At 68.8% G+C, this 21,854-nt stretch carries 24 protein-coding genes and 1 pseudogene; 14 read left to right on the top strand and 11 right to left on the bottom strand.

Annotated features, from left to right (window positions below):
- The first annotated feature begins 93 nt into the window (after positions 1–93).
- On the top strand, positions 94–1,107 hold the full coding sequence (gene ltaE, locus DIE16_RS06900; protein WP_124892088.1) for a low-specificity L-threonine aldolase: 1,014 nt from the start codon (positions 94–96) through the stop codon (positions 1,105–1,107).
- Positions 1,108–1,220: 113 nt separating this feature from the next.
- Here ltaE and DIE16_RS06895 read toward each other — a convergent pair whose 3' ends face one another.
- Together DIE16_RS06895 and DIE16_RS06890 are read right to left on the bottom strand one after the other, a co-directional pair.
- Complete coding sequence (locus DIE16_RS06895; protein WP_044848500.1) at positions 1,221–1,433, bottom strand: DUF1059 domain-containing protein; 213 nt, start codon at positions 1,431–1,433, stop codon at positions 1,221–1,223.
- Positions 1,434–1,589: 156 nt separating this feature from the next.
- Complete coding sequence (locus DIE16_RS06890) at positions 1,590–2,495, bottom strand: HTH-type transcriptional regulator ArgP (RefSeq protein ID WP_124529199.1); 906 nt, start codon at positions 2,493–2,495, stop codon at positions 1,590–1,592.
- Between the two features lie 234 nt (positions 2,496–2,729).
- Here DIE16_RS06890 and DIE16_RS06885 point away from each other — a divergent pair, with 234 nt between their 5' ends.
- Both DIE16_RS06885 and DIE16_RS06880 read left to right on the top strand, forming a co-directional pair.
- Positions 2,730–3,800 (top strand): MBL fold metallo-hydrolase, encoded by a 1,071-nt coding sequence (locus DIE16_RS06885; RefSeq protein WP_124486093.1) that lies wholly within the window; start codon positions 2,730–2,732, stop codon positions 3,798–3,800.
- Between the two features lie 129 nt (positions 3,801–3,929).
- Entirely contained in the window at positions 3,930–4,589 is a 660-nt protein-coding gene (locus tag DIE16_RS06880; protein WP_124892087.1) for a glutathione S-transferase family protein, read from the top strand.
- Between the two features lie 134 nt (positions 4,590–4,723).
- Here DIE16_RS06880 and DIE16_RS06875 read toward each other — a convergent pair whose 3' ends face one another.
- The 4 genes and pseudogenes from DIE16_RS06875 to DIE16_RS06860 all read right to left on the bottom strand — a co-directional run bounded on the left by DIE16_RS06875 (position 4,724) and on the right by DIE16_RS06860 (position 7,650).
- A complete protein-coding gene (locus DIE16_RS06875) occupies positions 4,724–5,419 on the bottom strand; it encodes a phosphatase PAP2 family protein (protein ID WP_044848504.1) in 696 nt (231 codons plus the stop codon).
- Between the two features lie 431 nt (positions 5,420–5,850).
- Positions 5,851–6,017 (bottom strand): annotated as a pseudogene (locus tag DIE16_RS37510) (MFS transporter); the annotation flags it as partial.
- Between the two features lie 39 nt (positions 6,018–6,056).
- Complete coding sequence (locus DIE16_RS06865; RefSeq protein WP_044848505.1) at positions 6,057–6,695, bottom strand: 2-hydroxychromene-2-carboxylate isomerase; 639 nt, start codon at positions 6,693–6,695, stop codon at positions 6,057–6,059.
- 133 nt (positions 6,696–6,828) lie between these two features.
- Positions 6,829–7,650 (bottom strand): IclR family transcriptional regulator, encoded by an 822-nt coding sequence (locus DIE16_RS06860; protein WP_124892086.1) that lies wholly within the window; start codon positions 7,648–7,650, stop codon positions 6,829–6,831.
- A 173-nt stretch (positions 7,651–7,823) separates the two neighbouring features.
- On the opposite strand from DIE16_RS06860, the gene DIE16_RS06855 reads away from it, so the two are divergent.
- The 4 genes from DIE16_RS06855 (at position 7,824) to DIE16_RS06840 (ending at position 12,627) form a co-directional block, all read left to right on the top strand.
- Positions 7,824–8,810 carry a hydroxymethylglutaryl-CoA lyase gene (locus DIE16_RS06855; RefSeq protein WP_124892085.1) on the top strand — a complete coding sequence of 329 codons (987 nt, stop codon included), beginning with the start codon at positions 7,824–7,826 and terminating at the stop codon, positions 8,808–8,810.
- A complete protein-coding gene (locus tag DIE16_RS06850; RefSeq protein WP_124892084.1) occupies positions 8,807–10,102 on the top strand; it encodes a CaiB/BaiF CoA-transferase family protein in 1,296 nt (431 codons plus the stop codon). The genes DIE16_RS06855 and DIE16_RS06850 overlap by 4 nt, the downstream gene beginning before the upstream one ends.
- Positions 10,103–10,187: 85 nt before the next feature.
- Positions 10,188–11,495, top strand: a complete 1,308-nt coding sequence (locus tag DIE16_RS06845; RefSeq protein WP_124892083.1) for an MFS transporter — start codon at positions 10,188–10,190, stop codon at positions 11,493–11,495.
- Position 11,496: 1 nt separating this feature from the next.
- Positions 11,497–12,627 (top strand): amidohydrolase, encoded by a 1,131-nt coding sequence (locus DIE16_RS06840; RefSeq protein WP_124892082.1) that lies wholly within the window; start codon positions 11,497–11,499, stop codon positions 12,625–12,627.
- A 29-nt stretch (positions 12,628–12,656) separates the two neighbouring features.
- On the opposite strand, the gene DIE16_RS06835 is transcribed toward DIE16_RS06840, so the two are convergent.
- The 3 genes from DIE16_RS06835 to DIE16_RS06825 form a co-directional block, all read right to left on the bottom strand.
- Positions 12,657–13,133 carry an SRPBCC family protein gene (locus DIE16_RS06835; RefSeq protein ID WP_044848511.1) on the bottom strand — a complete coding sequence of 159 codons (477 nt, stop codon included), beginning with the start codon at positions 13,131–13,133 and terminating at the stop codon, positions 12,657–12,659.
- Positions 13,134–13,253: 120 nt separating this feature from the next.
- The gene (locus DIE16_RS06830) at positions 13,254–13,739 is read right to left on the bottom strand and encodes an SRPBCC family protein (RefSeq protein WP_124892081.1); all 486 of its coding nucleotides are present in this window, start codon (positions 13,737–13,739) and stop codon (positions 13,254–13,256) included.
- Positions 13,702–14,079, bottom strand: a complete 378-nt coding sequence (locus DIE16_RS06825; protein WP_124892080.1) for a helix-turn-helix transcriptional regulator — start codon at positions 14,077–14,079, stop codon at positions 13,702–13,704. The genes DIE16_RS06830 and DIE16_RS06825 overlap by 38 nt, the downstream gene beginning before the upstream one ends.
- Before the next feature lie 196 nt (positions 14,080–14,275).
- Here DIE16_RS06825 and DIE16_RS06820 point away from each other — a divergent pair, with 196 nt between their 5' ends.
- Both DIE16_RS06820 and DIE16_RS06815 read left to right on the top strand, forming a co-directional pair.
- On the top strand, positions 14,276–14,806 hold the full coding sequence (locus DIE16_RS06820; protein ID WP_124892079.1) for a GNAT family N-acetyltransferase: 531 nt from the start codon (positions 14,276–14,278) through the stop codon (positions 14,804–14,806).
- Between the two features lie 178 nt (positions 14,807–14,984).
- Entirely contained in the window at positions 14,985–15,563 is a 579-nt protein-coding gene (locus tag DIE16_RS06815; protein WP_124486102.1) for a hypothetical protein, read from the top strand.
- A 31-nt stretch (positions 15,564–15,594) separates the two neighbouring features.
- On the opposite strand, the gene DIE16_RS06810 is transcribed toward DIE16_RS06815, so the two are convergent.
- Positions 15,595–16,179, bottom strand: a complete 585-nt coding sequence (locus DIE16_RS06810) for a TetR/AcrR family transcriptional regulator (protein WP_124486103.1) — start codon at positions 16,177–16,179, stop codon at positions 15,595–15,597.
- 337 nt (positions 16,180–16,516) lie between these two features.
- On the opposite strand from DIE16_RS06810, the gene DIE16_RS06805 reads away from it, so the two are divergent.
- A complete protein-coding gene (locus DIE16_RS06805) occupies positions 16,517–17,221 on the top strand; it encodes an SDR family oxidoreductase (protein WP_124892078.1) in 705 nt (234 codons plus the stop codon).
- Positions 17,222–17,279: 58 nt separating this feature from the next.
- Here the strand turns inward: DIE16_RS06805 and fabV are convergent, their stop codons facing one another.
- Entirely contained in the window at positions 17,280–18,482 is a 1,203-nt protein-coding gene (gene fabV, locus DIE16_RS06800) for an enoyl-ACP reductase FabV (RefSeq protein ID WP_124529225.1), read from the bottom strand.
- A gap of 206 nt (positions 18,483–18,688) precedes the next feature.
- Here fabV and DIE16_RS06795 point away from each other — a divergent pair, with 206 nt between their 5' ends.
- From DIE16_RS06795 to DIE16_RS06780, 4 genes are all read left to right on the top strand, one after another.
- Positions 18,689–19,222: a GbsR/MarR family transcriptional regulator gene (locus DIE16_RS06795; protein ID WP_006760784.1), complete on the top strand. Its 534-nt coding sequence runs from the start codon at positions 18,689–18,691 to the stop codon at positions 19,220–19,222.
- A gap of 141 nt (positions 19,223–19,363) precedes the next feature.
- Positions 19,364–20,617, top strand: a complete 1,254-nt coding sequence (locus tag DIE16_RS06790; protein ID WP_124892077.1) for an SDR family oxidoreductase — start codon at positions 19,364–19,366, stop codon at positions 20,615–20,617.
- Entirely contained in the window at positions 20,614–21,084 is a 471-nt protein-coding gene (locus DIE16_RS06785; protein WP_124666353.1) for a DUF2269 domain-containing protein, read from the top strand. Before DIE16_RS06790 ends, DIE16_RS06785 begins: the two co-directional genes overlap by 4 nt.
- A gap of 141 nt (positions 21,085–21,225) precedes the next feature.
- A complete protein-coding gene (locus tag DIE16_RS06780; protein WP_124892076.1) occupies positions 21,226–21,849 on the top strand; it encodes a glutathione S-transferase family protein in 624 nt (207 codons plus the stop codon).
- Positions 21,850–21,854 lie beyond the last annotated feature (5 nt).

Genomic DNA, 21,854 nt, shown 5'->3' with positions numbered 1-21,854 from the left:
CGGCAAGCGCTGCGCGAATTGCGTACACTCTGAGTCTCGTTTCGGCAGGGCCGGGCGCATCGGTACCGGTCCGCGTTCACTCAGGGCACGAAGATGATCGATTTACGCAGCGATACCGTGACACGTCCGAGCCAGGCGATGCTGGCCGCGATGACTGCCGCCGAAGTCGGCGACGACGTATGGGGCGACGACCCGACCGTGCTGCGCCTGCAGGCGGTCGCGGCCGAGCGGGCCGGCAAGGAAGCCGGCCTGTTCTTCCCGAGCGGCACGCAGAGCAACCTCGCCGCGCTGATGGCCCATTGCGAACGCGGCGACGAATACATCGTCGGCCAGCTCGCGCACACCTACAAGTACGAAGGCGGCGGCGCGGCCGTGCTCGGCAGCATCCAGCCGCAGCCGATCGAGAACGCGCCCGACGGCACGCTGCCGCTCGCGAAGATCGCCGCGGCGATCAAGCCGCTCGACAATCACTTCGCCCGCACGCGCCTGCTCGCGCTCGAAAACACGATCGGCGGCCAGGTGTTGCCGGACGGCTATGTGCAGGAAGCCGTCGCGCTCGCGCGCAGCCGCGGGCTGGCCACGCACCTCGACGGCGCGCGCGTGTGCAATGCGGCCGTCGCGTCGGGCCGTCCGATCGCGGAACTGTGCGCGCCGTTCGATACCGTGTCGATCTGCTTCTCGAAAGGGCTCGGCGCGCCGGTCGGTTCGGTGCTGGTCGGCAATCGCGCGCTGGTCGAGCGCGCGCAGCGCTGGCGCAAGGTGCTGGGCGGCGGGATGCGGCAGTCTGGCATTCTCGCGGCGGCCTGCCTGTATGCGCTCGACCACAATGTCGAGCGGCTGGCCGACGATCACGCGAACGCCGCGCATCTCGCGGCAGGCCTCGCGCGCATCGAGCCGGTGAAGGTGCTGTCGCATGCGACGAACATGGTGTTCGCGCAATTCCCCGAAGCCGATTGCGCGCCGCTCGAGGCATGGCTCAAGGCGCGCGGGATCCTCACGCAGATGCTGTACGCGTCGCGCTTCGTCACGCACTGCGACGTGGCGCGCGCGGACATCGATACCTTCATCGATGCGGTCGGCGCGTATTTCGCGCAGCGGCGTACTTAAAGCCGAGTGCGCCGGCCGGCGGGGGCGCCGGCGCGTCGTGGCGCGAAGCAGGAGCAGGGAGGCGACGGGGGCGGCGATGCAGCCCGTCTGTCGATATCTGGCGTGCCGGCGGGTTACGCTTGCCGGAGCATGTCGGCGGGCGGCGTGCCGTCGCGGAACAGTGTTTTCAGCTGCGTGCGCAGTTCGGCGCTGTCGGTGTGCTGGTGCACCGAGACCGCGTGTTGCACGGCGGCCTCCAGCAGTTCGTCGTCGGAGTCGGCGGAAATTGCGACCGAGCAATTCATCGCGCTGGGAAACTCGCGGCAATCGATATAGCGGCGGGGCATGATGTTCTCCTCACGGGAAAGGGAACGGCCGGATGTGCGTGATCGGCCGCGCGGCGCGTTCGCGGGGCCGATGGAAAAAGTATAGGCGGCGCGGCGGCGTTTCTCTTGGCCACGCATGCCGCGCATGCCGCGCCGGCGGTGTCGATCACCCGTTCGTCACGGCAGCGGCGCGAGCAACCGGCGCGCCGCTTCGACCACCCGTGCGGACAGCGACGCCATCGTCGGCGATTGCACGGTCCATGCGTGCCAGTACAGCGTGATGTCGGTCGGATGCAGCGGCGCGAGATCGACGAGCCCCTGCGCGTCGAGCGGTGCGCCGCCGAGCAGCGGTTCCGGCACCATCGCGTAGCCGAGCCCGTGCCGCACCGCCGCGAAATGCGCGTGCGTGCCCGGCACGTAGTGGCACGGATACGCGCCTTCGGGCAACCCGAGCTTCTCCTTCAGGAACGAGGACTGCAGCGTGTCGCGCCGCGAATACGCGACGACCGGCGCATGGCGCGCGCCCGTGCGGTTCAGGCCGCGCGGAAACCAGCGCAGCGCGAACGCGGCGGCCGCGAGCAGCCGGTAGCGCATCGTGCCGAGCGGCGTCGCGACGCAGCCGCGCATCGGCTTCGGCTCGGTCGTCACGCAGCCGACGGCCATCCCGCTTTCGAGCAGCGCGAACGTGTGGTCCTGGTCCTCGACGATCAGCTCGAACAGGATGCGCTCGCCCGCGAGCACCGACGTCAATGCGGGCAGGAACCAGGTGCCGAGGCTGTCGGAGTTCAGCGCGATCGTGACCGAGATCGGCGATTCGCGCTCGGTCGCGAGCGTGCTTTGCAGGTCGGCCTGCAGCAGCGCGACGCGGCGCAGGTGCTGCAGCACGCGCTGCCCGGCCGCCGTCGGCCGGCACGGCCGCGTGCGCAGCACGAGCGGCGCGCCGAGGCTCGCCTCCAGCGCGCGGACCCGCTGCGTGACGGCGGACGCGGTCACGTGCAGGCGCACGGCGGCCTGCTCGAAGCTGCCGGTGTCGGCGACGGCCAGCAGCGCGGCGGCTTGCTTCGGATCGATCGTCAGAGACATGTCGACGCAATTCTTGTGAACGTAAGACGAGAACAGGCGGTAGTGTAAGGCAGCACGCGCGACGGACCGGATGCGGCGTGACGTCTCGCCGCGTGCAACGACGCCGGTGGCGCGCGTGTTTTGAACTACGCTGTATGAACGTGTGCGCCGCGAGCCGGCGCCACACGCGGTGCGGGTTGCACGACCCGCACCCTTCACCCGACCGACACGCCCAGCCGACGGAGCGACTTCGCGATGATCTTCCGGCAACTCTTCGACCCGCAATCGTCGACCTACACGTACCTGCTCGCCGACCGCCCATCGCGCGAAGCGTTGCTGATCGACCCGGTGTTCGAGCAGGTGCGCCGCGATGCGGCGCTGCTCGACGAGCTCGGGCTGCGGCTCGTCGCGACCGTCGATACGCACGTGCACGCCGATCACGTGACGGGTGCGTGGCTGCTGAAGCAGCGCACCGGCAGCGCGATCGCGATTTCGGCCGCGAGCGGCGCGCAGGGCGCCGACCGCTACCTGAACGACGGCGATCGCTGCGCATTCGGCCCGCGCTACCTGACCGTGCGCGCGACGCCGGGCCACACGAGCGGCTGCATCAGCCTCGTGCTCGACGATGAATCGATGGCGTTTACCGGCGACTGCCTGCTGATTCGCGGCACCGGCCGTACCGACTTCCAGCAGGGTGACCCGCGCGCGCTGTATCGCGCGGTGCACGGCCGGCTTTTCACGCTGCCGGCCGCATGCCTGCTGTATCCCGCGCACGACTATCGCGGGCTCACGGTCACGAGCGTCGGCGAGGAGCGGCGTTTCAATCCGCGCCTCGGCGGCGATCTCAGCGAGGACGATTTCGCGGGCTACATGCGCAACCTCGGGCTCGCGCATCCGCGCCAGATCGACGTCGCGGTGCCCGCGAATCTGCAGTGCGGACTCGCCGCGAATGCGCCCGACGTGCAGGCGGCGCCCGACTGGGCGCCGCTCGTCTATACGTTCGCCGGATTCTGGGAAATCGATCCGCAGTGGCTCGAGGATCACCTGCCGGCGGTGCAGGTCGTCGACGTGCGCGAGCCGGACGAATTCACCGGCCCGCTCGGCCACCTGCCGGGCGCGACGCCGATTCCGCTCGGCGAACTGGCCGCGCGCACCGGCGAACTCGCGCGCGACCGGCCGATCGTGACCGTGTGCCGCGCGGGCGGCCGCTCCGCGCAGGCGACCGTGATCCTGCTGAAGGCCGGCTTCGATGCCGTCGCGAACCTCGGCGGCGGGATGCTGCGCTGGCGCGGCGAAGGCCGCGTCGTGATGGATGGCCGGTCGTAGCGGCGCGATGCCGCGCAACGGAAAAAAAATGTTCGGCCCGGTGTCGATTCGGCCCGGCGCCGTTCGTCGTCAAGGTATCCGATCACGTGGCGCCGCATGACGCGGCGCCGAAACCCCGAGAGACCCGCGATGACGCCGACGCTTTACGCCCATCCCTTTTCGTCCTATTGCCAGAAGGCGCTGACCGCGCTGTACGAGAACGGCACGCCGTTCGACTATCGCGTGCTCGCGCACGACGATCCGAAGCCGATGCAGGAACTGGCCGCGCTGTGGCCGCTGAAGCGCTTCCCGGTGCTCGTCGACGCGGGCCGTACCGTGATCGAGGCGACGATCATCATCGAGTATCTCGATCTCTACCACCCGGGCCCCGCGCGGCTGGTGCCCGACGACCGGCGCGCGGCGCTGGAAGTGCGGATGATGGATCGTTTCTTCGACAACTATGTCGCGACCCCGCAGCAGAAGGTCGTGTTCGATGCGTTGCGGCCGGAACACGAGCGCGATGCGCGGGGTGTCGCCGATGCGCGCGCGATGCTCGAAACGTCGTACGCATGGCTGGATCGCACGATGGCCGATCGCGAATGGGCGGCCGGCGACCGCTTCAGCCTCGCCGACTGCGGCGCGGCGCCGTTCCTGTTCTACGCGGACTGGACGCACCGGATCGATCCGTCGTTCGCGAACGTGATCGCATATCGCCGGCGGCTGCTTGCGCGGCCGTCGTTCGCGCGTGCGGTCGACGAAGCGCGGCCGTATCGCGCGTTCTTCCCGCTCGGGGCGCCCGACCGCGACTGACGTGCGCGGCCGCCGTCGCCGCGGCGGCGACGATCCGGACGGCGGCGCGCCGGGCGCGATGCCGCCGCGCAGGGCCGGCAGCGTGTGCCCGGGCGTCGTGTCGACAGCAGCGGATGCATGGCGGCGCCGTCCCGTTACATCGCCGTATGCTTGACCGACTGCGCGAGCGTCAGCAGTTCGTCGAACTGCGTGATCAGCTCGAAGCACAGCAGGAACGCGAGCGTATAGGCCGGCGCGGGGAAGCGCCGGATCGCCTCCAGCACCTGCGGCGCGAAGCGCGATCGAATCGCATCGCGCGTCAGCAGCCACGCGAGCGCGATGCCGATCGCGGCGCCGGCGATCAGGTCGGTCGGGTAGTGATAGCCGAGATACGCGCGCGGCACGCAGATGAACACGACCGCGTACAGCAGCGAGAACACGCCGGCGCGTCGCGCGATGATGAAGATGCCCGTCGCGATCGCCATCCACAGCATCGCGTGATCGCTCGGAAACGAACTCCAGGCCTGCAGCGTGGCCGCACGCAATTCCTCGGACGGGAAGTGCAGGTGCAGGTCGGGGTTGTAGATCGGCCGCACGCGGAACGGCAGGACTTTCGCGAGCAACCGGCCGAACGCGAGCGCGACGAGCCCGCTCGCGACCGTCGCGATGACCAGCTCGCGTTGCCGTTCGCGCTGCGGTCCCGGCTGGAACCACAGCCAGCACAGCACGGGGATCAGGACGAAGCCCTTGAACGTATAGAGGCCGGCGATCACGCGGATCGCATGATTCATCAGCGGTCCGAACGTAATGTGGGTGAGGAAGATCTGGATCGTGGTGTCGAAATTGTTCATGTTCTGCGACCCCGGCGGACACGCAGCACAGGACATGCGACCGGCAGGGATCAGGAAGCGCGCTCGCACCGGAGCGCAATGGGGGGCAAGTATGTCACCGGTAATTTCGAAGAAAATGGGAAAAAATACCGGGAATCCCCTGAGAAAACCTACTTTGCCGATGGGGCCGGATTCGGGAGGGCCGTGCGGTGCGGCCGTGAGAAATGATCCGATGATTGCGCGCGGGGGCCGGGCGCGGGCGAAAAAATAATCGGTTGAACTGCGCAACCCGGCGACGCGTTCCGAGTATTGCATCGGATGAACGAATGCCGGCTGTCTCTCGCACGAATCGGCCGTGCCGCGCGGGGCCGCACAGCACCGATCGAAAATAAAAGAAAAGGCGGGCAAGCCCTGCGGACCCGCCTGCCGTGCAATCGCACTGCCGAAAATCGACGGCGCCACGTGCGCACGGCCAGTGCCGGTGGCGACGTTGTCGGCGCCGGCGCGATCACCGCATGCCGGTCAAGTTGCGCGAGCAACGAACCGCCGAGCGCGGCGCCGCTCGTCATCCCGATGAACATGCCGAGAACAGCACCGCGTCGAGGCGGCTGCGCGTCGAACGACGCGACACGTGAGCCGCCAGCGCCGAGGCGCGCCGTCAGCCGCGCCGGATGCCTTCGGGCAGCGCGCTGATGCGGCGCACTTCGGGCGAGTCGAGCCACGCGCGGGACGTCGCGCAATCGACGAACATGTCGGTCGCATCGTCGCCCCAGAACAGGTCGCCATCGAGTTCGAAGGTCGGCACGCCGAACACGCTATGCGCGATCGCCTGATCGGTGTTCGCGCGCAGCGCGTCCTTCACCGCTTGCGCGTCGACGGCCGTCACGCCTTCCGGAAAGCCCACCGCCTCGCACAGCGCGGCGAAACCCTCTGGCGTCGATACGTCCTGGCCGTCGCGCCAGATGTGCCGGAAGATTCGCCGGATCGCATCGGGCGTGTTGCCCATCGCGATCGCGAGACGCAGCGGCCGGATCGGGTTGAACGGATGCGCGGGCGGCATCCGGAATGGAATGCCGAGCTTGTCCGCGCGGTACTGCGCGTGGCGATAGGTGAAGATGCGCTTCGCCGCGATCTCGGCCGGCGCTTTCTGGCCCCAGTGCGTGAGCACGGCGCCGAGCACGATCGGTTTCGGCTCGTAGGCGGCCGCCGGCGGCAACTCGTCGAACCGTTCCTGCTGCAGGTAGGCGAACGGCGAGACGAAATCGAAATACCAGGTGGCGGTGCGCGGGGCGTTCATCGTGGGTTCCCTTGTGCGTGTCCGGACGGCAGTGGCATGTGCCGCGCCGGCGGGCGGCGCGCTGCATGCGGCAGCGGCCAGTGTCGCATGCGGCCGGCGTTTGCGCTGCCGCGTCGCCGGACGCGCGTGCCGGCTAGGGCTGCGCGGGTTCGTCCGCGGCCGCGGTGAAGCGCGCGAGACTGTCGCGCACGGCCTGCGCGTCGTAGCGCGCGCCGGTGCCACCGAGCGCGACGGTCGCCTTCTGCGCGAGCGGCAACAGCAGCGCGAGCGCCGCGGCCATCGCCGGCGCGGCGGCCAGCCGCGATTTCGGGCCCGACACCGTGAGCGCGCCGACGCAATCGCCGGCCGCGCCGAACACCGGCACGGACGCCGACGCCGTCTCCGGGTCGCGCTCGCCGTACGACGCGGCCCACAACTGTTCGCGTATGTCGTTCCAGCGCGCATCGTGCGGGTCGGTGAACGCGAGCAGCACCTTCCCGGACGCTCCCTGGTGAACCGGAAACTCCTCGCCGACCCGGATCGACACGCGCACCGTGCGCGTGGGTTCGACACGATAGAGCACCGAGCGCATCTCGCCGTGGCGCACGTAGAACGACGCCGTTTCGCCGAGTTCGCGGCTCAGCGTCTCGAGCAGCGGCTCGACGACCGGGCCGACCCGGAACGAACGCTGGTACAGCGCGGCGAGCCGCAGCGGCTCGTGTCCGACCGCGTACTGGCCGTCGTCGAGCTTGCGCATGAAGCCGCCGTGCTCGAGCGCGGCGAGCAGGCGCAGGATCGTGCTCTTGTACAGCCCGGTGCGGCGCGACAGTTCCGCGAGCGACAGCCGGTCGTCGGTTTGCCCGAACGCATGGAGGATCGCGAACGCGCGATCGAGGACGGCGACGCCGCTGGAGGCGTCGGCCGACGAGTCGGGGGCGGTGCCGGTGGGTTCTGCGGGGAGCGAGGTCGGAGGCACGGCTTGCAGGTCCTTGGGTGACGGTCGATCCACTATATCGTTCTGTCTGATAGAACACAAGTTCCAGAAAATCGCAATTTCACGGGTATACCCCGCTTACAGCCGATTCGACGCGCCTCTAAAGTTCCGTCAAACAGAACGATGTTCTTTTAGATAGAACTATGAGGTGTCGAATGAGCGTTTCCGGGTACCCAGAGGTGCTGGTCAGCGAGGTCGGGCCGCGAGACGGCCTGCAGAGCATCAAGGCCGTGATGCAGACGGCCGACAAGCGGCGCTGGATCACCGCGCTCGCCGCGGCCGGCCTGCGCGAGATCGAGGTCGGGTCGTTCGTGCCCGCGCGGCTGTTGCCGCAGATGGCCGACGTGCGGGAAGTCGTCGCGCATGCGCTGGCGATTCCCGGGCTGCACGTCGCCGCGCTCGCGCCGAACCTGCGCGGCGCCGAAAGCGCGTTCGAGGCGGGCGTCCACAAGCTGACGCTGCCGGTCTCGGTGACCGAGGCGCACTCGCTGGCGAACATCCGCAAGACGCCGGCGCAGATGATCGACGAGGTGCGCGCGATCGTCGCGCTGCGCGATGCGCGGTTTCCGTCGGTGCAGATCGAGGCCGGCGTGTCGGTCGCGTTCGGCTGCACGATCGCCGGCGCTGTCTCCGACGACGAGACGATCGCGATGGCGGCTGCGATGGCCGAATGCGGGGTCGACGAGATCGGTCTGTCCGATACGAGCGGCTATGCGAATCCGGTGCAGGTGCGCCGGCTGTTCACGCGCCTGCAACGCGAAGTCGGCGACAAGGCGGGCGGCGCGCACTTCCACAACACCCGCGGGCAGGGGCTCGCCAACGTCGTCGCGGCGCTCGACGCCGGCGTGACGACGATCGACGCGAGCCTGGGCGGTCTCGGCGGCTGCCCGTATGCACCGGGCGCGACCGGCAACATCGTCACCGAGGATCTCGTGTTCCTGCTGGAGTCGATGGGGATCGACACGGGCATCGACGCCGATGCGCTGCTCGCCGCGCGCGCGATCCTGCACGCGGCGCTGCCTGCCGAGCCGCTGTACGGCCACGTGCCGGACGCGGGGCTGCCGAAGGGATTCCGTTACGCGGACGGCCGTGCGCCGTCGGCGGCCCAGCCGGAAGGTTGCCTGACGGGAGTCGCGCAATGAACGATCGCCAACCGGCCGCGGCGCTGCCGTACGAAGGCGTGCGCGTGATCGAGATGACGCACATGGTGATGGGCCCGACCTGCGGCATGCTGCTCGCGGATCTCGGCGCGGAAGTCATCAAGATCGAACCGATCGCGGGCGACAGCACGCGTGCGCTGCGCGGTTCCGGCGCGGGCTTCTTCGGGATGTTCAACCGCAACAAGAAGAGCCTCGCGGTCGACGTGAAGGATCCGCGCGGGCTCGAGATCGTGCGGCGGCTCGTCGCGACGGCAGACGTGTTCAGCGAGAACTTCAAGTGCGGCACGATGGATCGGCTCGGGCTCGGCCATGCCGCGTTGTCCGCGCTGAATCCGCGCCTGGTGTACGTGTCGCACAAGGGTTTCCTGCCGGGGCCGTACGAACATCGCACCGCGCTCGACGAAGTGGTGCAGATGATGGGCGGTCTCGCGTACATGACGGGCCCCGAAGGCCGGCCGTTGCGTGCGGGCTCGAGCGTGAACGACATCATGGGCGGGATGTTCGGCGCGATCGGCGCGATGGCCGCGCTCGCGCAGCGCGAACGCACCGGCCGCGGCCAGCAGGTGCAGAGTTCGCTGTTCGAGAACAACGTGTTCCTCGTCGCGCAGCACATGATGCAGTTCGCGGTGACGGGGCAGGCCGCGTCGCCGATGCCGAGCCGCATTTCCGCGTGGGCGGTCTATGACGTGTTTTCGGTGAAGGACGGCGAGCAGATCTTTCTCGCGGTCGTATCGGACACGCAATGGGCGCTGTTCTGCGACGCATTCGGCCTTGCCGCGCTGAAGGACGATGCGCGTCTTGCAACCAACAACTTGCGCGTGCAGGCCCGCGAGTGGCTGCTGCCCGAACTGCGTGCGCGGCTCGCCGCGCATTCGGCCGCGGAGATCGGCGCGATCTTCGAATCGATCGGCCTGCCGTATGCGCCGATCACGAAGCCGCAGGACCTGTTCGACGATCCGCATCTGCTCGCGACGGGCGGGCTCGAAGCCGTGACGCTGCCGGCCGACGCGAGCAGCGCCGGCCGGCCGGTCGACACGCGCACCGCGCTGCTGCCGCTCACGCTCGCGGGCGAGCGCCTGCGCCTGCGCGCGGCGCCGCCCGCGCTCGGTCAGGACACGTGCGCGTTGCTCGGCGAACTCGGCTATACGCCGGACGAGGCCCGGGCGCTGATCGCAGCCGGCGTCGTCGCCGGGTCGCACGGACACGGTGCGGACGGCCAACCGCCGGGCGTGGCGGCCGATACGCCTTCGGCGAACGAAGTGGCGAGCGCGTAGCGCCGCCGCGATCCATCGAACGAACAAAAGGCGTCCTGCCCGTGCGATCGCGCGGGCGAGGAGCGCCGCACCCACGGAGACAACCATGACATCCGCTTCCCCGGCGCTGGCCGCCGATCGCGAAACCGACGCGTCGATCGAGCAACGGGCCGTGCGCAAGGCCGCGTGGCGTTTCATTCCGCTGCTCGCGCTCGCGTACTTCTTCAACTACCTCGACCGCACGAGCGTCGGGTTCGCGGCGCTGACCATGAACCGCGATCTCGGCTTGACCGCGACGCAGTTCGGCTGGGGCGCGGGGATCATGTTCGCCGGCTATTGCGTGTTCGAGGTGCCGAGCAATCTCGCGCTGTACCGCTTCGGCGCGCGGCGCTGGCTCGCGCGCATCATGATCACGTGGGGGCTGATGGCGGCCGCGACCGCGCTCGCGACCGGGCCGACGAGTTTCTATGCGATCCGGCTGCTGCTCGGCATCGGCGAAGCGGGCTTCTTTCCGGGCGTGATCTTTTTCCTCGCGGTGTGGTTTCCGGCGAGTTACCGCACGCGGGTGCTGGCGTGGTTCACCGTGTCGACACCGCTGTCGTCGCTGATCGGCGGCCCGTTGTCGACGTGGCTGCTGCAGCTCGACGGCGTGCTCGGCCTTGCGGGCTGGAAGTGGATGTTCATCGTCGAAGGGCTGCCCGCGTGCGCGCTCGGCTTTTTCGTGCTGAAGCTGCTGTCCGATTCGCCCGCGGATGCCGCGTGGCTGTCGAGCGACGAGCGTGCCGCGCTGCAGCGCGCGTTCGAGCGCGAAGGCGCGGCCGCCGGCCGCAAGAAGCACCTCGGCGTCGCGCTGCGCGACGTGCGTGTGTACGTGCTCGCGCTGATCTCGTTCGGTTTCACGATGGGTTCTTACGGGATCGGCATCTGGTTGCCGCAGATGCTCAAGGCACACGGCATGTCGACGATGCAGACGGGCTGGCTTTCCGCGGTGCCGTACTTCTTCGCGACCGTCGCGCTGCTGTGGTGGGCGAAGCGGGTGGACCGGCGCGGCGGCCCGGTCGCGAACCTGGCGATCGGGCTGGCCATCGGCGCGGTGGCGCTCGGCGTGTCGACCCACTTCCTGACGCTCGGGCCCGCACTCGTCGGCATCACGCTCGCGCTGATCGGCACGATTGCCGGCCGCACGATCTTCTATACGCTGCCCTCGCGCTTCCTGTCCGGCCAGGCGGCGGCCGGCGGGCTCGCGCTGATCAATTCGATCGGCGCGCTCGGCGGATTCGCGGGACCTTATCTCGTTGGCTACCTGAAGGACGGCTTCGGCACCTTCACGGCCGGGATGCTCGGCCTCGCGATCGTGCTGGCGATCACGACGCTGCTCACGCTGTCGCTGTACGCATTCGACCGGAGCGAATGACATGGATGCGACCATTTCGATCAAACGACGCCGGTTGCTCGGTGCGGCCGCCGCATCGCTCGCGCTCCCTGCATGGGCCGATACGCGCGCGCCGGCTGAAAACGGACCTTCCCGCATGACGACCCAAGGCAACTATCTCGCAGTGCGAAGCGACTGGCTCGCATCTGCGCTCGAACCCGCACTCGATCCGGATCTGCCGATCGTCGATGCGCATCATCACTTCTACGAGCGGCCGGGATGGATCTACATGCTCGACGACTATCTGCAGGACGCGCGATCCGGCCACAACGTCCAGGCATCCGTCTACATGCAGGCGCTGACGCGCTATCGCGACGCGGGCCCGGCCGAACTGAAGCCGGTCGGCGAGACGGCCTACGTCGCCGGCGTGACGGAGCCGCTGCAACGCAGCGGCCCGGCCGTCGCGAAAGGCATCGTCGGGCACGCGGACCTGCGGCTCGGCGAGCGCGTGCGCGACGTGCTCGAAGCGCATGTCGACGCGGGGCGCGGACGCTTTCGCGGCGTTCGACACCTGAGTACCTGGGATGCCGATCCGTCGCTCGCCAACCCGTTGTCGGCGGTGCCGCGCGGGCTGTTGCTCGACCCCGCGTACCGGGCCGGCGTCGCGCAGCTCGCGCCGCTCGGACTGTCGTACGACGCGTGGCTGTTCTTTCCTCAATTGCCCGAGCTGTTCGATCTGGCGAAGGCGAACCCCGACACGCGGATCGTCGTCAATCACTGCGGCGGCGTCGTGCGGATCGCGAGCTACGCGGACCAGCGGCCGGAAGTCTTCCAGCGCTGGTCGGCATCGATGCGCGAACTCGCGCGGCTGCCGAACGTATTCGTGAAGGTCGGTGGCCTCGGCATGCGGATCAACGGGTTCGATTTCGAGAAGGGCGCGCGGCCGCCGTCGTCCGAACAGCTCGCCGCCGCGTGGAAGCCGTGGATGCTCACGTGCATCGAGGCATTCGGCGCGAAGCGCTGCATGTTCGAGAGCAATTTTCCGGTCGACAAGGGCTCGTATTCGTACGTGAACGGCTGGAACGCGTTCAAGCGGCTGACCGCACACGCGAGCCCGGACGAGCGCGATGCGCTGTTCCGCGGGACGGTCTCGCACGCGTACCGGCTCGGTTGACGCGTACCGCGCACGTCGCGTCGCGCCAGCTAGCCCGTCTCGACCAGCGCCGCCAGCCGGGCGAGCGCCATGCGCCAGCCGGTCTCGTTGTCGGCCGCCGGCACGCCTGGCGGCACACCGTCGTGCACCGCGTCGACGCGTGTGCCGCCAGCTTCGTCGGACAGCGTGATCGTGATCGTCATCGCGCCGCGCAGCATCGGATCGTCGGTTTCGAACACGTCGATTTCGACGATCCGTTCGTCGGGCACGAGCGTCACGAAGCGCCCGTGATAGGTGTCGGTGTGCGCGGTGGTCTTGCCGGTGCCGTCCGACGGTTCGTCGTAGCTCAGCGACACGCGCAGCGCGCCGCCTTCGCGCGCGTCGTAGGCGAGCACGCGGCACGTCATGCCGTCCGGCACCTTCCATTGTTCGACGGCGTGCGGATCGAGCAGCGCGCGGTAGACGCGCCCGCGCGGTGCGTTCAGGTGCCGGCTGACCCGGGTGGAATGCGTGTGCATCTGCAGCATGTGTGGCCTCCCGCGGAGCGCGCGCGACGGTGCACGCCGGATGCCGGCGTGTCGTCACGCTTCCTTCAGGAATCCTAGGCGCGCGCGCGGCGGCATGCAATGGCCCGCGCACGTGCGGATTCAGCGCAATGCGGACGCGAATTCGTCGAGCTGCGTGATGCAGGTGTTCCAGCCCTCGAAGAAGCCGAGGGCTTCGTGGCGCTCGCGCGTCGCGGCGTCGGGATGCATCACGCGTGCCTCGTAGCGGCAACCGGCGGCGTCATCCGCCATCGTGATGATCGCCGTGAAGCCCAGCCACGGCACCTGCGGCCGCCAGCCGCCCGCGAGCATCGACGTGAACACGATGCGCGCTTCCGGCACGATGTCGAGGAAGCACCCGGGGTTGTCGCTCGTGCCGCCGTCGGGGCCGCGCATGAACGTGTGGAAGGCGCCGCCCGGGCGCAGGTCGAACGCGCGGACTTCGGTGGTCCACGGTTTCGGGCACCACCATTCCTTCAGCAGTTCGGGATCGGTCCACGCGCGCCAGAGCGCCTGGCGCGGCGCGTGCAGCGTGCGTGTGATGACGAGGTCATGAGCTTCGGCGGGGTCGACGTGGCGGGTTGACATGCGCGTGCTCCTCCTGGTGGCGGCGTTCGACGAATTCCACCAGGCGATCGGCGCGCGCTTCCCACAGTGTGCGCTGCGCGGCGAGCCACTGCTCGGCTTCGGCCAGCCTGCCGCCGACCAGCTCGCAGGTGCGCGTGCGGCCGGTTTTCCGGGTCGTGACGAGGCCGCTGCGCTCGAGCACCGCGACATGCTTCATCAGCGACGGCAGCGCCATGTCGAACGGCGCGGCCAGTTCCGAAACGGTCCGCACGCCGTTGCCGAGCGCGCTGACGATCGCGCAGCGCGTCGGATCGGCGAGCGCCTGGAATACGTCGTTGATGCCGGGTTCAAAGTTAGCCATGCGGCTAAGTATAGGCAATGCAACGAGAATTTTCGTCGCTTAGGATGATGGGGAGGTAACACCCGCCGACCGGGCCGGGCGTCGTGTTGCCGGGCATCCGCCGATGTTGCGCGGGGTGCGACCGCACGGCGGCATTCCATTCGATCCGGGCGCACGTCGGCCGAACGCGTGCCCCGCCTGATATACCGGAGAGGGTATGACAGAACCTGTGACCGTCCGCCGCGTCGACGCGGGCGAAGCCCGCGCCTGCATCGGCGCGCTGGCCGACGTGCTGATCGATTGCGTCGAAGGCGGCGCGTCCGTCAGCTTCATGTTGCCGATCGAACGCTCGACGGCCGTCGCGTTCTGGACGAGGGTTGCCGACGGCGTCGCGAGCGGCGAGCGCATCCTGCTGATCGCCGAGGACGCGGCCGGCCGGATCGTCGGCACCGTACAACTCGTGACCGCGCAGCCGGAAAACCAGCCGCATCGAGCGGACCTCGCGAAGATGCTCGTGTCGCGTCATGCGCGACGGCAGGGCGTCGCCGCGCGGCTGATGGCGGCCGCCGACGACGCCGCGCGCGCCGCCGGCAAGACCGTGCTCGTGCTCGACACCGTGACGGGCGGCGATGCCGAGCGCCTGTACGAGCGGGCCGGCTGGCAGCGCGTCGGCGTCGTGCCGAACTATGCGCTGATGCCCGACGGCGCGTTGTGCGCGACGACGTATTTTCACAAGCAGCTCGCGTAACGGGGCCGGATGCGGTCGCGATCCGGGTCGCGACCGGCGCGCATGCGCGGCGGCGCGGCGGCGCGGCAGTACCGCCGCCGGAAGCCGGGCGAACCGGAAAAGCCGGCCGCCGCCGCCGCGGCTCCGATATATTCGTGCTGGAACACGTCACCGCCACGCCAACGGAATTGCCGCCTCGATGAAACGCTCCCGTATCGCCTTCGCCCTCACGGGCCTGCTCGTCGCGGTGCCGATCGCCGCCTACGCGCTCGTCAAGCCGCTGCGCGTCGTCGCGCCCGCGCTGCTGCCCGGCGTGTCATGCCCGAGCGCGGACATCTGCACCGACGATGCCGCGAAGCTCGGCATCGCGCAGCAGCTCTATCGCGACGGCTACGCGCGCGCGGCCGCGGCCGTCGGCCCGTTTCGCGACGCGCCGCGCGTCGTGTTCTGCTCGACGCGCGCGTGCGCCGACCAGTTCGGTCTCGGCGAACGGGCGGCACTGACGCTCGGGGATTTCGGCGTGGTCGTCGCGCCGCGCGGCTGGCAGACCTACTTTCTCGCCCACGAGCTGATCCACCACCGGCAGGCCGAAGTGCTCGGCAACCTCGCGGTCGCGACCAAGCCGCGCTGGCTGATCGAGGGGATGGCGTATGCGTTGAGCGATGATCCGCGTCATCCGCTGACGGAGCCGTTCGAGTCGTGGCGCACGCAATTCGCAGCGTGGCATGCGGCGCTCGGCCAGCGGCCGTTGTGGGACGCCGCCAGGGCCGTGCAATAGCGATCGCGCGCGACCGGCGCCCGTCGTGCCGCTACGCCGGTACGGCCGGATCGTCGGGCTGCGCGCCGAGCGTGCGCCGACCCGCGTCGAGGATCTCGTCGGCCAGCGCCGGATCGGTGCCGGCGATCGCGCGCGACAGCACGAGCGCACCGACCATCTGGCTGAAGACGGCGATCGCGTCGCGGCGCGTGTCCGCCGCGGCCGGGCCTTCGGCGGCCACCATCCGTTCCAGCCGGTCGAGATACGCGGCGACGCCGTGCGCGTAGCACGCGCGCGCCGCGTCGGTCAGCCGGGGCGCATCGCCCGCGAAACCCGACAGCGGGCAACCGGCTTCGACGTTGTCGCGATGCGCGGCCGACAGGTACGCCGTCGCCTGCTTCGCGACGCTGCCGGCGTTCGGTGAATCCGCGCGGTCCTGGATCGCTTTCTCCATCACCGCGGCGACCAGCGCATCCTTCGATTTGAAGTGGTTGTAGAAGCCGCCCTGCGTGAAGCCGGCTTCCTTCATCAGCTCCGTCAACCCCACCGCGTCGACACCGCGCACCCGGAACAGCCGCTCGGCGGCCGCGACGATCGCGTTGCGGTTTTCGGCGGCCTGTTGTCTCGAGACGCCCATCGATCCCTCCCTCATTCCGGCAATTGCGTCGATTGAAAAACACAATGGTGATCGCCATTGACGTGTCGAAATCGCGCTGACACAATGCACCGCAAAGACAATGGTGATCGACATTGACATCCAGTGTAGCCGACTTCGCGAATGAAGCGAAGCGACCGGCGCTGCACGGATGGATATCGGTCCCGGTGCGGCGTGGCGTGGGCGGCGGACTGCCCGGCTTCCGGCACGGCACCGGCGGAGCTACGGTTCGGTCCGCAATGGCGGCGTGGTTTATCACCGGATCCCGGGCGCGCGGCGAACCGGCGCGAGCGGGATCCTTTCTCCGAAAGGAACGAGCATGAAGATCGAAGGTGCAGTGGTGTTCGTCACGGGCGCGAACCGCGGGCTCGGCCGAGAGTTCGCGAAGCAGGCGCTCGAACGCGGGGCGCGCAAGGTCTATGCGGGCGCGCGCGATCCGGCCAGCGTGACGCTGCCGGGCGTGGTGCCCGTGAGGCTCGACGTGACCGATCCGGCGACGGTCGCCGCGGCCGCCGATAGCGCGCGCGACGTCACGCTGCTGATCAACAACGCGGGCATCGCGCGGCTCGGCAGCCTGACCGACGACGGCGCGCTCGACGCGTTGCGCGATCACTTCGAAACCAACGTGTTCGGGATGCTGGCGATGTCGCGCGCCTTCGCGGGAACGCTGGCCGGCCATGGCGGCGGCGCGATCCTGAACGTGCTGTCGGTCGCGAGCTGGGTGAACCGGCCGATCCTGTCGGGCTACGGCGTGTCGAAGTCGGCCGCGTGGGCGCTGACCAACGGGCTGCGCCATTCGCTGCGCGAACAGCATACGCAGGTCGTCGGGCTGCATGCGGGGTTCATCGATACCGACCTGACGGCCGGCCTCGACGTGCCGAAGGCCACGCCGGCCGACGTCGTGCGCCAGGCCTACGAGGCAATCGAAGCAGGGGAGGAGGAAGTGTCGACCGACGAGTTCACGCGGCAGGTGAAGGCCACGCTGTCGTCGGGCGTCTATCTGGAGGAGCCGGCGCCGCGTTGACGCGGCCGGCAACGCGACCCCGCCGCCCGCTCGATGAGCGCGGCGGCGGGGCGTTTCGTCAGACCGTCGTGTCGATGATGCCCGGGATCTTCACGTCCGGGTTCACGTCCGCGTCGTAGTCGACGCCGGCGATCTCGAAGCCGAACAGGCGCAGGAATTCCGTCTTGTAGCCCGCGAAGTCGGTCATTTCGTACAGGTTCTCGTTCGTGACCTTGTCCCACATCGCGACGACCTTGTCCTGCACTTGCGGGTCGAGCTCCTTGTAGTCCGCGCGCAGACGGCCTTCCTCGTCGATGTGCGGCGTCGCGCCGTACAGGCTGTCCTTCAGGAGCCCGTACACCTGCTCGATGCAGCCTTCGTGCGTGCCCTTTTCCTTCATCACCTTGAACAGCAGCGACAGGTAGAGCGGCATCATCGGGATCGCCGAGCTCGCCTGCGTGACGACGGCCTTCAGCACCGACACGCGCGCGTCGCCGCCATGCGCGGCCAGCTTGTCGCGGATCGACAGCACCTTCTTGTCGAGATCCTTCTTCGCTTCGCCGATCGAGCCGTTCCAGTAGATGTCGTGCGTGATCTGCTCGCCGAGATACGTGAACGCGGTCGTCTTCGCGCCGTCGGCCAGCACGCCGGCTTCATCGAGCGCGTCGATCCACATCTGCCAGTCCTCGCCGCCCATCACGGCGACGGTGCCGTCGATCTCTTCCTGCGTCGCCGGCTCGAGCGACACTTCGCGGATCACTTCCTTGTCGGTGTCGAGGCCGCGGAACGTGACCGACTTGCCGACCGGCTTCAGCGTCGAGCTGATCGTTTCGCCCGTCTTCGGGTGCGTGCGGCGCGGTGCCGCGAGGCTGTAGACGACCAGGTCGACCTTGCCGAGATCCTGCTTGATGGTGTCGATCGTGATCTGCTTGACCTTGTCGGAGAAGGCGTCGCCGTTGATGCTGCGCGCATAGAGCCCCTTTTCGGCGGCGAATTTCTCGAACGCGGCGCTGTTGTACCAGCCGGCGGTGCCCGGCTTCGTCTCGCTGCCGGCGCGCTCGAAGAACACGCCCAGCGTGTCCGCGCCCGAGCCGAATGCGGCCGAGATCCGGGCGGCGAGGCCGTAGCCGGTCGACGCGCCGATCACGAGCACCTTCTTCGGACCGTTGGCGATCGGGCCGTGCGAAGTCACGTAGTCGATCTGTTCCTTGACGTTGGCTTCGCAGCCGACCGGATGAGTCGTCACGCAGATGAAGCCACGCACGCGCGGTTTGATGATCATGGGAGAACCTCTAGTCAGAAAGGCGCGGACGGCCTGAAATCGGAAAAATCCCGCGCATTGTAATGGAAGCGGGCGCAACGGCGGGAAAGGTGAGCCGTGGCCGCGGTCGCAGTCGCCCGCGGGCGGGACCGTCGAGGCAGCCATTCGCGTCGCCGCCCGTTATTTCTCTCTTGACAGAAATAACTGAAAAAACTAAATTCCCCGACATGGAACTCACACCGATTGCCGAACGATTCATCCTCCACTGGGGCGAAATGGGCTCGCGCTGGGGCGTCAACCGCACCGTCTCGCAGATTCACGCGCTGCTGTACCTGGCCGGCCGGCCGGTTGCGGCCGACGAGATCGCCGAGACGCTCAACGTCGCGCGTTCCAACGTCAGCACGAGCCTGAAGGAACTGCAGGCATGGCGGCTCGCGAAGGTCGTGCACGTGCTGGGCGACCGGCGCGACCACTTCGAGACGTCGACCGACATCTGGGAACTGTTCAAGCTGATCGTCGAAGGGCGGCGGCAACGCGAGATCGAACCGACGCTCACGGTGCTGCGCGATTGCCTGACGAGCCCGGAGATCGCCGACGAGAGCCGCGAAACCGAACAGCGCATCCGCGACACGCTGCAGTTCGTCGAGACGCTCACGACCTGGTCGGACGAGATGCTGCGGCTCAAGCCCGACACGCTGATGAAGGCGCTCGGCATCGGCGCGAAGATCAGCCAGACGGTCAGGCGCAAGTCGTCGAAGTAAGCGGTACCGGACGTGCGGGCACGCAGCCCGCTTTTTTTGAAAGTGAAATTTCTGTCATTACAGAAATAACTGTAGGTAGAGGACGAAAATGAACAGGGCATCGCGATCGATCCGCCGGCATGCCGCACCGCGGAGTGCGACATGAACATCCTCGTCTGCGGCGCGAACGGCTTCATCGGGCGGGCGCTGGGCGCGCGGCTCGAAGCCGGCGGCCATCGCGTGCTGCGCGGCGTGCGGCATGCGGTCGGCCCGCACGACGTCGCGATCGACTTCACGAAGGACGTCGATCCCGATGCGTGGCTCGCCCGGCTCGACGGCGTCGACGTGGTGATCAATGCGGTCGGGATCCTTGCGGACCGGCGTGACGCGACGTTCGACGCCGTGCATCGCGCGGCGCCCTGCGCGCTCTTCACCGCGTGCTGTCGTGCCCGCGTGCGACGCGTGATCCAGATCTCGGCGCTGGGCGTCGAGCGCGGCGACACGCCGTATTTCGCCAGCAAATACGCAGCCGACACCTTCCTGCGGACGCTGCCGCTCGATTACCGGATCGTGCGCCCGGCGCTCGTCTACGGCGCTTCCGGCACGTCGGCACGGTTCTTCCGGATGCTCGCGAGCCTGCCCGTGCACGTATTGCCGGCGGGCGGCCATCAGCCGCTGCGCCCCGTGCACATCGACGATCTCGCCGAACTCGTCGCGCGGCTCGTCGATGCGCCGGCGGCCGGCAACCCGGTCATCGACGCGGTCGGCAGCGACGAAGTCGAGTATCGCGAGATGCTGAGCGTCTATCGCGCCGCGCTGGGCTTCCCGCCGGCGGCGCGCATCGCGCTGCCGGGCCCGCTGGTCGGTGCGGCGGCCGCGGTGCTCGGCGCGCTGCCGGGCGCGATGCTGACCCGCGACACGTGGACGATGCTGCGCGGCGGCAACACCGGCGACCCCGCGGCGCTCGCGGCCGTGCTCGGCCGGCCGCCGCGCGGGCTGCGGCATTTCATCGGCGCGGACGCGGCCGCGCTGCGCCGCGACGCGCTCGCGATGTGGCGGCGGCCGCTGCTGCTGGGCGCGCTCGCGATCGTCTGGATCTGGACGGCCATCGTCAGCGCGTTCATCCATCCGCGGCACGACAGCCTCGCGATGCTCGCCCGCGCGCACCTGGCTGGCTTGCCCGCGCTGATCGCGCTCTACGCGGCCTGCGCGCTTGACTTCGCGTTCGGCGTGGCGACCGTCGTCGCGCCGTCCCGCCGGCTGTGGGCCGCGCAGGGCGCGCTGATCGTCGCGTATTCGGCCGTCATCGCGGTCACGATGCCCGGCCTGCTCGCCGAGCCGTTCGGCCCCGTGCTCAAGAACGTGCCGATTCTGGCGATCCTGTTGATCCTCTTTTCAGAAGAAGAACACGCATGAACACCTATCTCGTGATCAAGACGCTGCATATCCTGTCCTCGGTGCTGATGGTCGGCACGGGTTTCGGTACCGCGTTCTACCTGTTCTTCGCGAACCGCACGCGCTCGGTGCCGGCGATCGCCGCCGTGTCGCGCCTCGTCGTGCGCGCGGACTGGTGGTTCACGACGCCGGCCGTGCTGTTCCAGCCCGCATCCGGGCTGTGGCTCGCGCATACGGCCGGCTGGCCGTGGACGACGCCGTGGCTGGTCGCGTCGATCGTGCTGTATGCGGTCGCGGGCGCGTGCTGGCTGCCGGTCGTATGGCTGCAGATCGAACTGGCCGCGATGGCGAAGCTCGCGCATGCGAACGGCGATGCCGCGCTGCCGGAACGGTACTGGCGCTATGCGAAGCGCTGGGAGCTGCTCGGCTATCCGGCGTTCTTCGCGATGCTCAGCGTTTATTTCCTGATGGTGCTCAAGCCGATGTGAGCGAGGCAGCGCGGCCTGCAACGGCGATTTCGCCTGACGCGCTGTCGATTCTCGCGGGCTCGTGTATAACTTCGACGGGAGCGCGTCCGGGCCGTGTCGCGCCTCCCGAACGCTTCGCATTCGACCTCACAAGGAGCCTGCATGCTGCACATCCTCGGCAAGATCCCGTCCATCAACGTCCGCAAGGTGCTGTGGCTGTGCACCGAACTGAACCTGCCGTTCGAACAGGAAGACTGGGGCGCGGGCTTTCGCACGACCAACGACCCGGCCTACCTCGCGCTGAATCCGAACGGCCTCGTGCCGGTCATCAAGGACGACGACTTCGTGTTGTGGGAGTCGAACACGATCATCCGCTATCTCGCGAACCGCTATGGCGGCGACGCGCTCTATCCGGCCGAGCCGCAGGCGCGCGCGCGGGTCGATCAGTGGATCGACTGGCAGGGCACGGACCTGAACCGCTCGTGGGTCGGCGCGTTCCTCGGCCTCGTGCGCAAGTCGCCGGATCACCAGGACCCGGCGGCGATCGCGCAGTCGATCGTGGGCTGGACGAAGCACATGCAGATACTGAACGCGCAGCTCGAAGCGACCGGCGCGTTCGTGGCCGGCGACCGCTTCACGCTCGCGGACATTCCGATCGGCCTGTCGGTGAACCGCTGGTTCGGCACGCCGTTCGAGCATCCGGATTTCCCCGCAGTGAAGCGCTACATCGAGCGCCTGGCGACGCGCGAAGGTTTCCAGCAGTACGCGGGCAGCGCGAACCCGTAACGCAT

Source organism: Burkholderia sp. Bp9090, from assembly GCF_003857985.1.
Lineage (GTDB): Bacteria > Pseudomonadota > Gammaproteobacteria > Burkholderiales > Burkholderiaceae > Burkholderia.
The sequence above is the reverse complement of the archived record's forward strand: the minus strand, read 5'-3'. Positions and strand labels throughout refer to the sequence as shown.

Bases quoted from the DNA above. Each gene is read 5' to 3' on its own strand.
- ltaE (WP_124892088.1), top strand. From the start codon at position 94: ATGATCGATTTACGCAGCGATACCGTGACACGTCCGAGCCAGGCGATG.
- DIE16_RS06895 (WP_044848500.1), bottom strand. From the start codon at position 1,433: ATGCCCCGCCGCTATATCGATTGCCGCGAGTTTCCCAGCGCGATGAAT.
- DIE16_RS06890 (WP_124529199.1), bottom strand. From the start codon at position 2,495: ATGTCTCTGACGATCGATCCGAAGCAAGCCGCCGCGCTGCTGGCCGTC.
- DIE16_RS06885 (WP_124486093.1), top strand. From the start codon at position 2,730: ATGATCTTCCGGCAACTCTTCGACCCGCAATCGTCGACCTACACGTAC.
- DIE16_RS06880 (WP_124892087.1), top strand. From the start codon at position 3,930: ATGACGCCGACGCTTTACGCCCATCCCTTTTCGTCCTATTGCCAGAAG.
- DIE16_RS06875 (WP_044848504.1), bottom strand. From the start codon at position 5,419: ATGAACAATTTCGACACCACGATCCAGATCTTCCTCACCCACATTACG.
- DIE16_RS06865 (WP_044848505.1), bottom strand. From the start codon at position 6,695: ATGAACGCCCCGCGCACCGCCACCTGGTATTTCGATTTCGTCTCGCCG.
- DIE16_RS06855 (WP_124892085.1), top strand. From the start codon at position 7,824: ATGAGCGTTTCCGGGTACCCAGAGGTGCTGGTCAGCGAGGTCGGGCCG.
- DIE16_RS06850 (WP_124892084.1), top strand. From the start codon at position 8,807: ATGAACGATCGCCAACCGGCCGCGGCGCTGCCGTACGAAGGCGTGCGC.
- DIE16_RS06845 (WP_124892083.1), top strand. From the start codon at position 10,188: ATGACATCCGCTTCCCCGGCGCTGGCCGCCGATCGCGAAACCGACGCG.
- DIE16_RS06840 (WP_124892082.1), top strand. From the start codon at position 11,497: ATGGATGCGACCATTTCGATCAAACGACGCCGGTTGCTCGGTGCGGCC.
- DIE16_RS06835 (WP_044848511.1), bottom strand. From the start codon at position 13,133: ATGCTGCAGATGCACACGCATTCCACCCGGGTCAGCCGGCACCTGAAC.
- DIE16_RS06830 (WP_124892081.1), bottom strand. From the start codon at position 13,739: ATGTCAACCCGCCACGTCGACCCCGCCGAAGCTCATGACCTCGTCATC.
- DIE16_RS06825 (WP_124892080.1), bottom strand. From the start codon at position 14,079: ATGGCTAACTTTGAACCCGGCATCAACGACGTATTCCAGGCGCTCGCC.
- DIE16_RS06820 (WP_124892079.1), top strand. From the start codon at position 14,276: ATGACAGAACCTGTGACCGTCCGCCGCGTCGACGCGGGCGAAGCCCGC.
- DIE16_RS06815 (WP_124486102.1), top strand. From the start codon at position 14,985: ATGAAACGCTCCCGTATCGCCTTCGCCCTCACGGGCCTGCTCGTCGCG.
- DIE16_RS06810 (WP_124486103.1), bottom strand. From the start codon at position 16,179: ATGGGCGTCTCGAGACAACAGGCCGCCGAAAACCGCAACGCGATCGTC.
- DIE16_RS06805 (WP_124892078.1), top strand. From the start codon at position 16,517: ATGAAGATCGAAGGTGCAGTGGTGTTCGTCACGGGCGCGAACCGCGGG.
- fabV (WP_124529225.1), bottom strand. From the start codon at position 18,482: ATGATCATCAAACCGCGCGTGCGTGGCTTCATCTGCGTGACGACTCAT.
- DIE16_RS06795 (WP_006760784.1), top strand. From the start codon at position 18,689: ATGGAACTCACACCGATTGCCGAACGATTCATCCTCCACTGGGGCGAA.
- DIE16_RS06790 (WP_124892077.1), top strand. From the start codon at position 19,364: ATGAACATCCTCGTCTGCGGCGCGAACGGCTTCATCGGGCGGGCGCTG.
- DIE16_RS06785 (WP_124666353.1), top strand. From the start codon at position 20,614: ATGAACACCTATCTCGTGATCAAGACGCTGCATATCCTGTCCTCGGTG.
- DIE16_RS06780 (WP_124892076.1), top strand. From the start codon at position 21,226: ATGCTGCACATCCTCGGCAAGATCCCGTCCATCAACGTCCGCAAGGTG.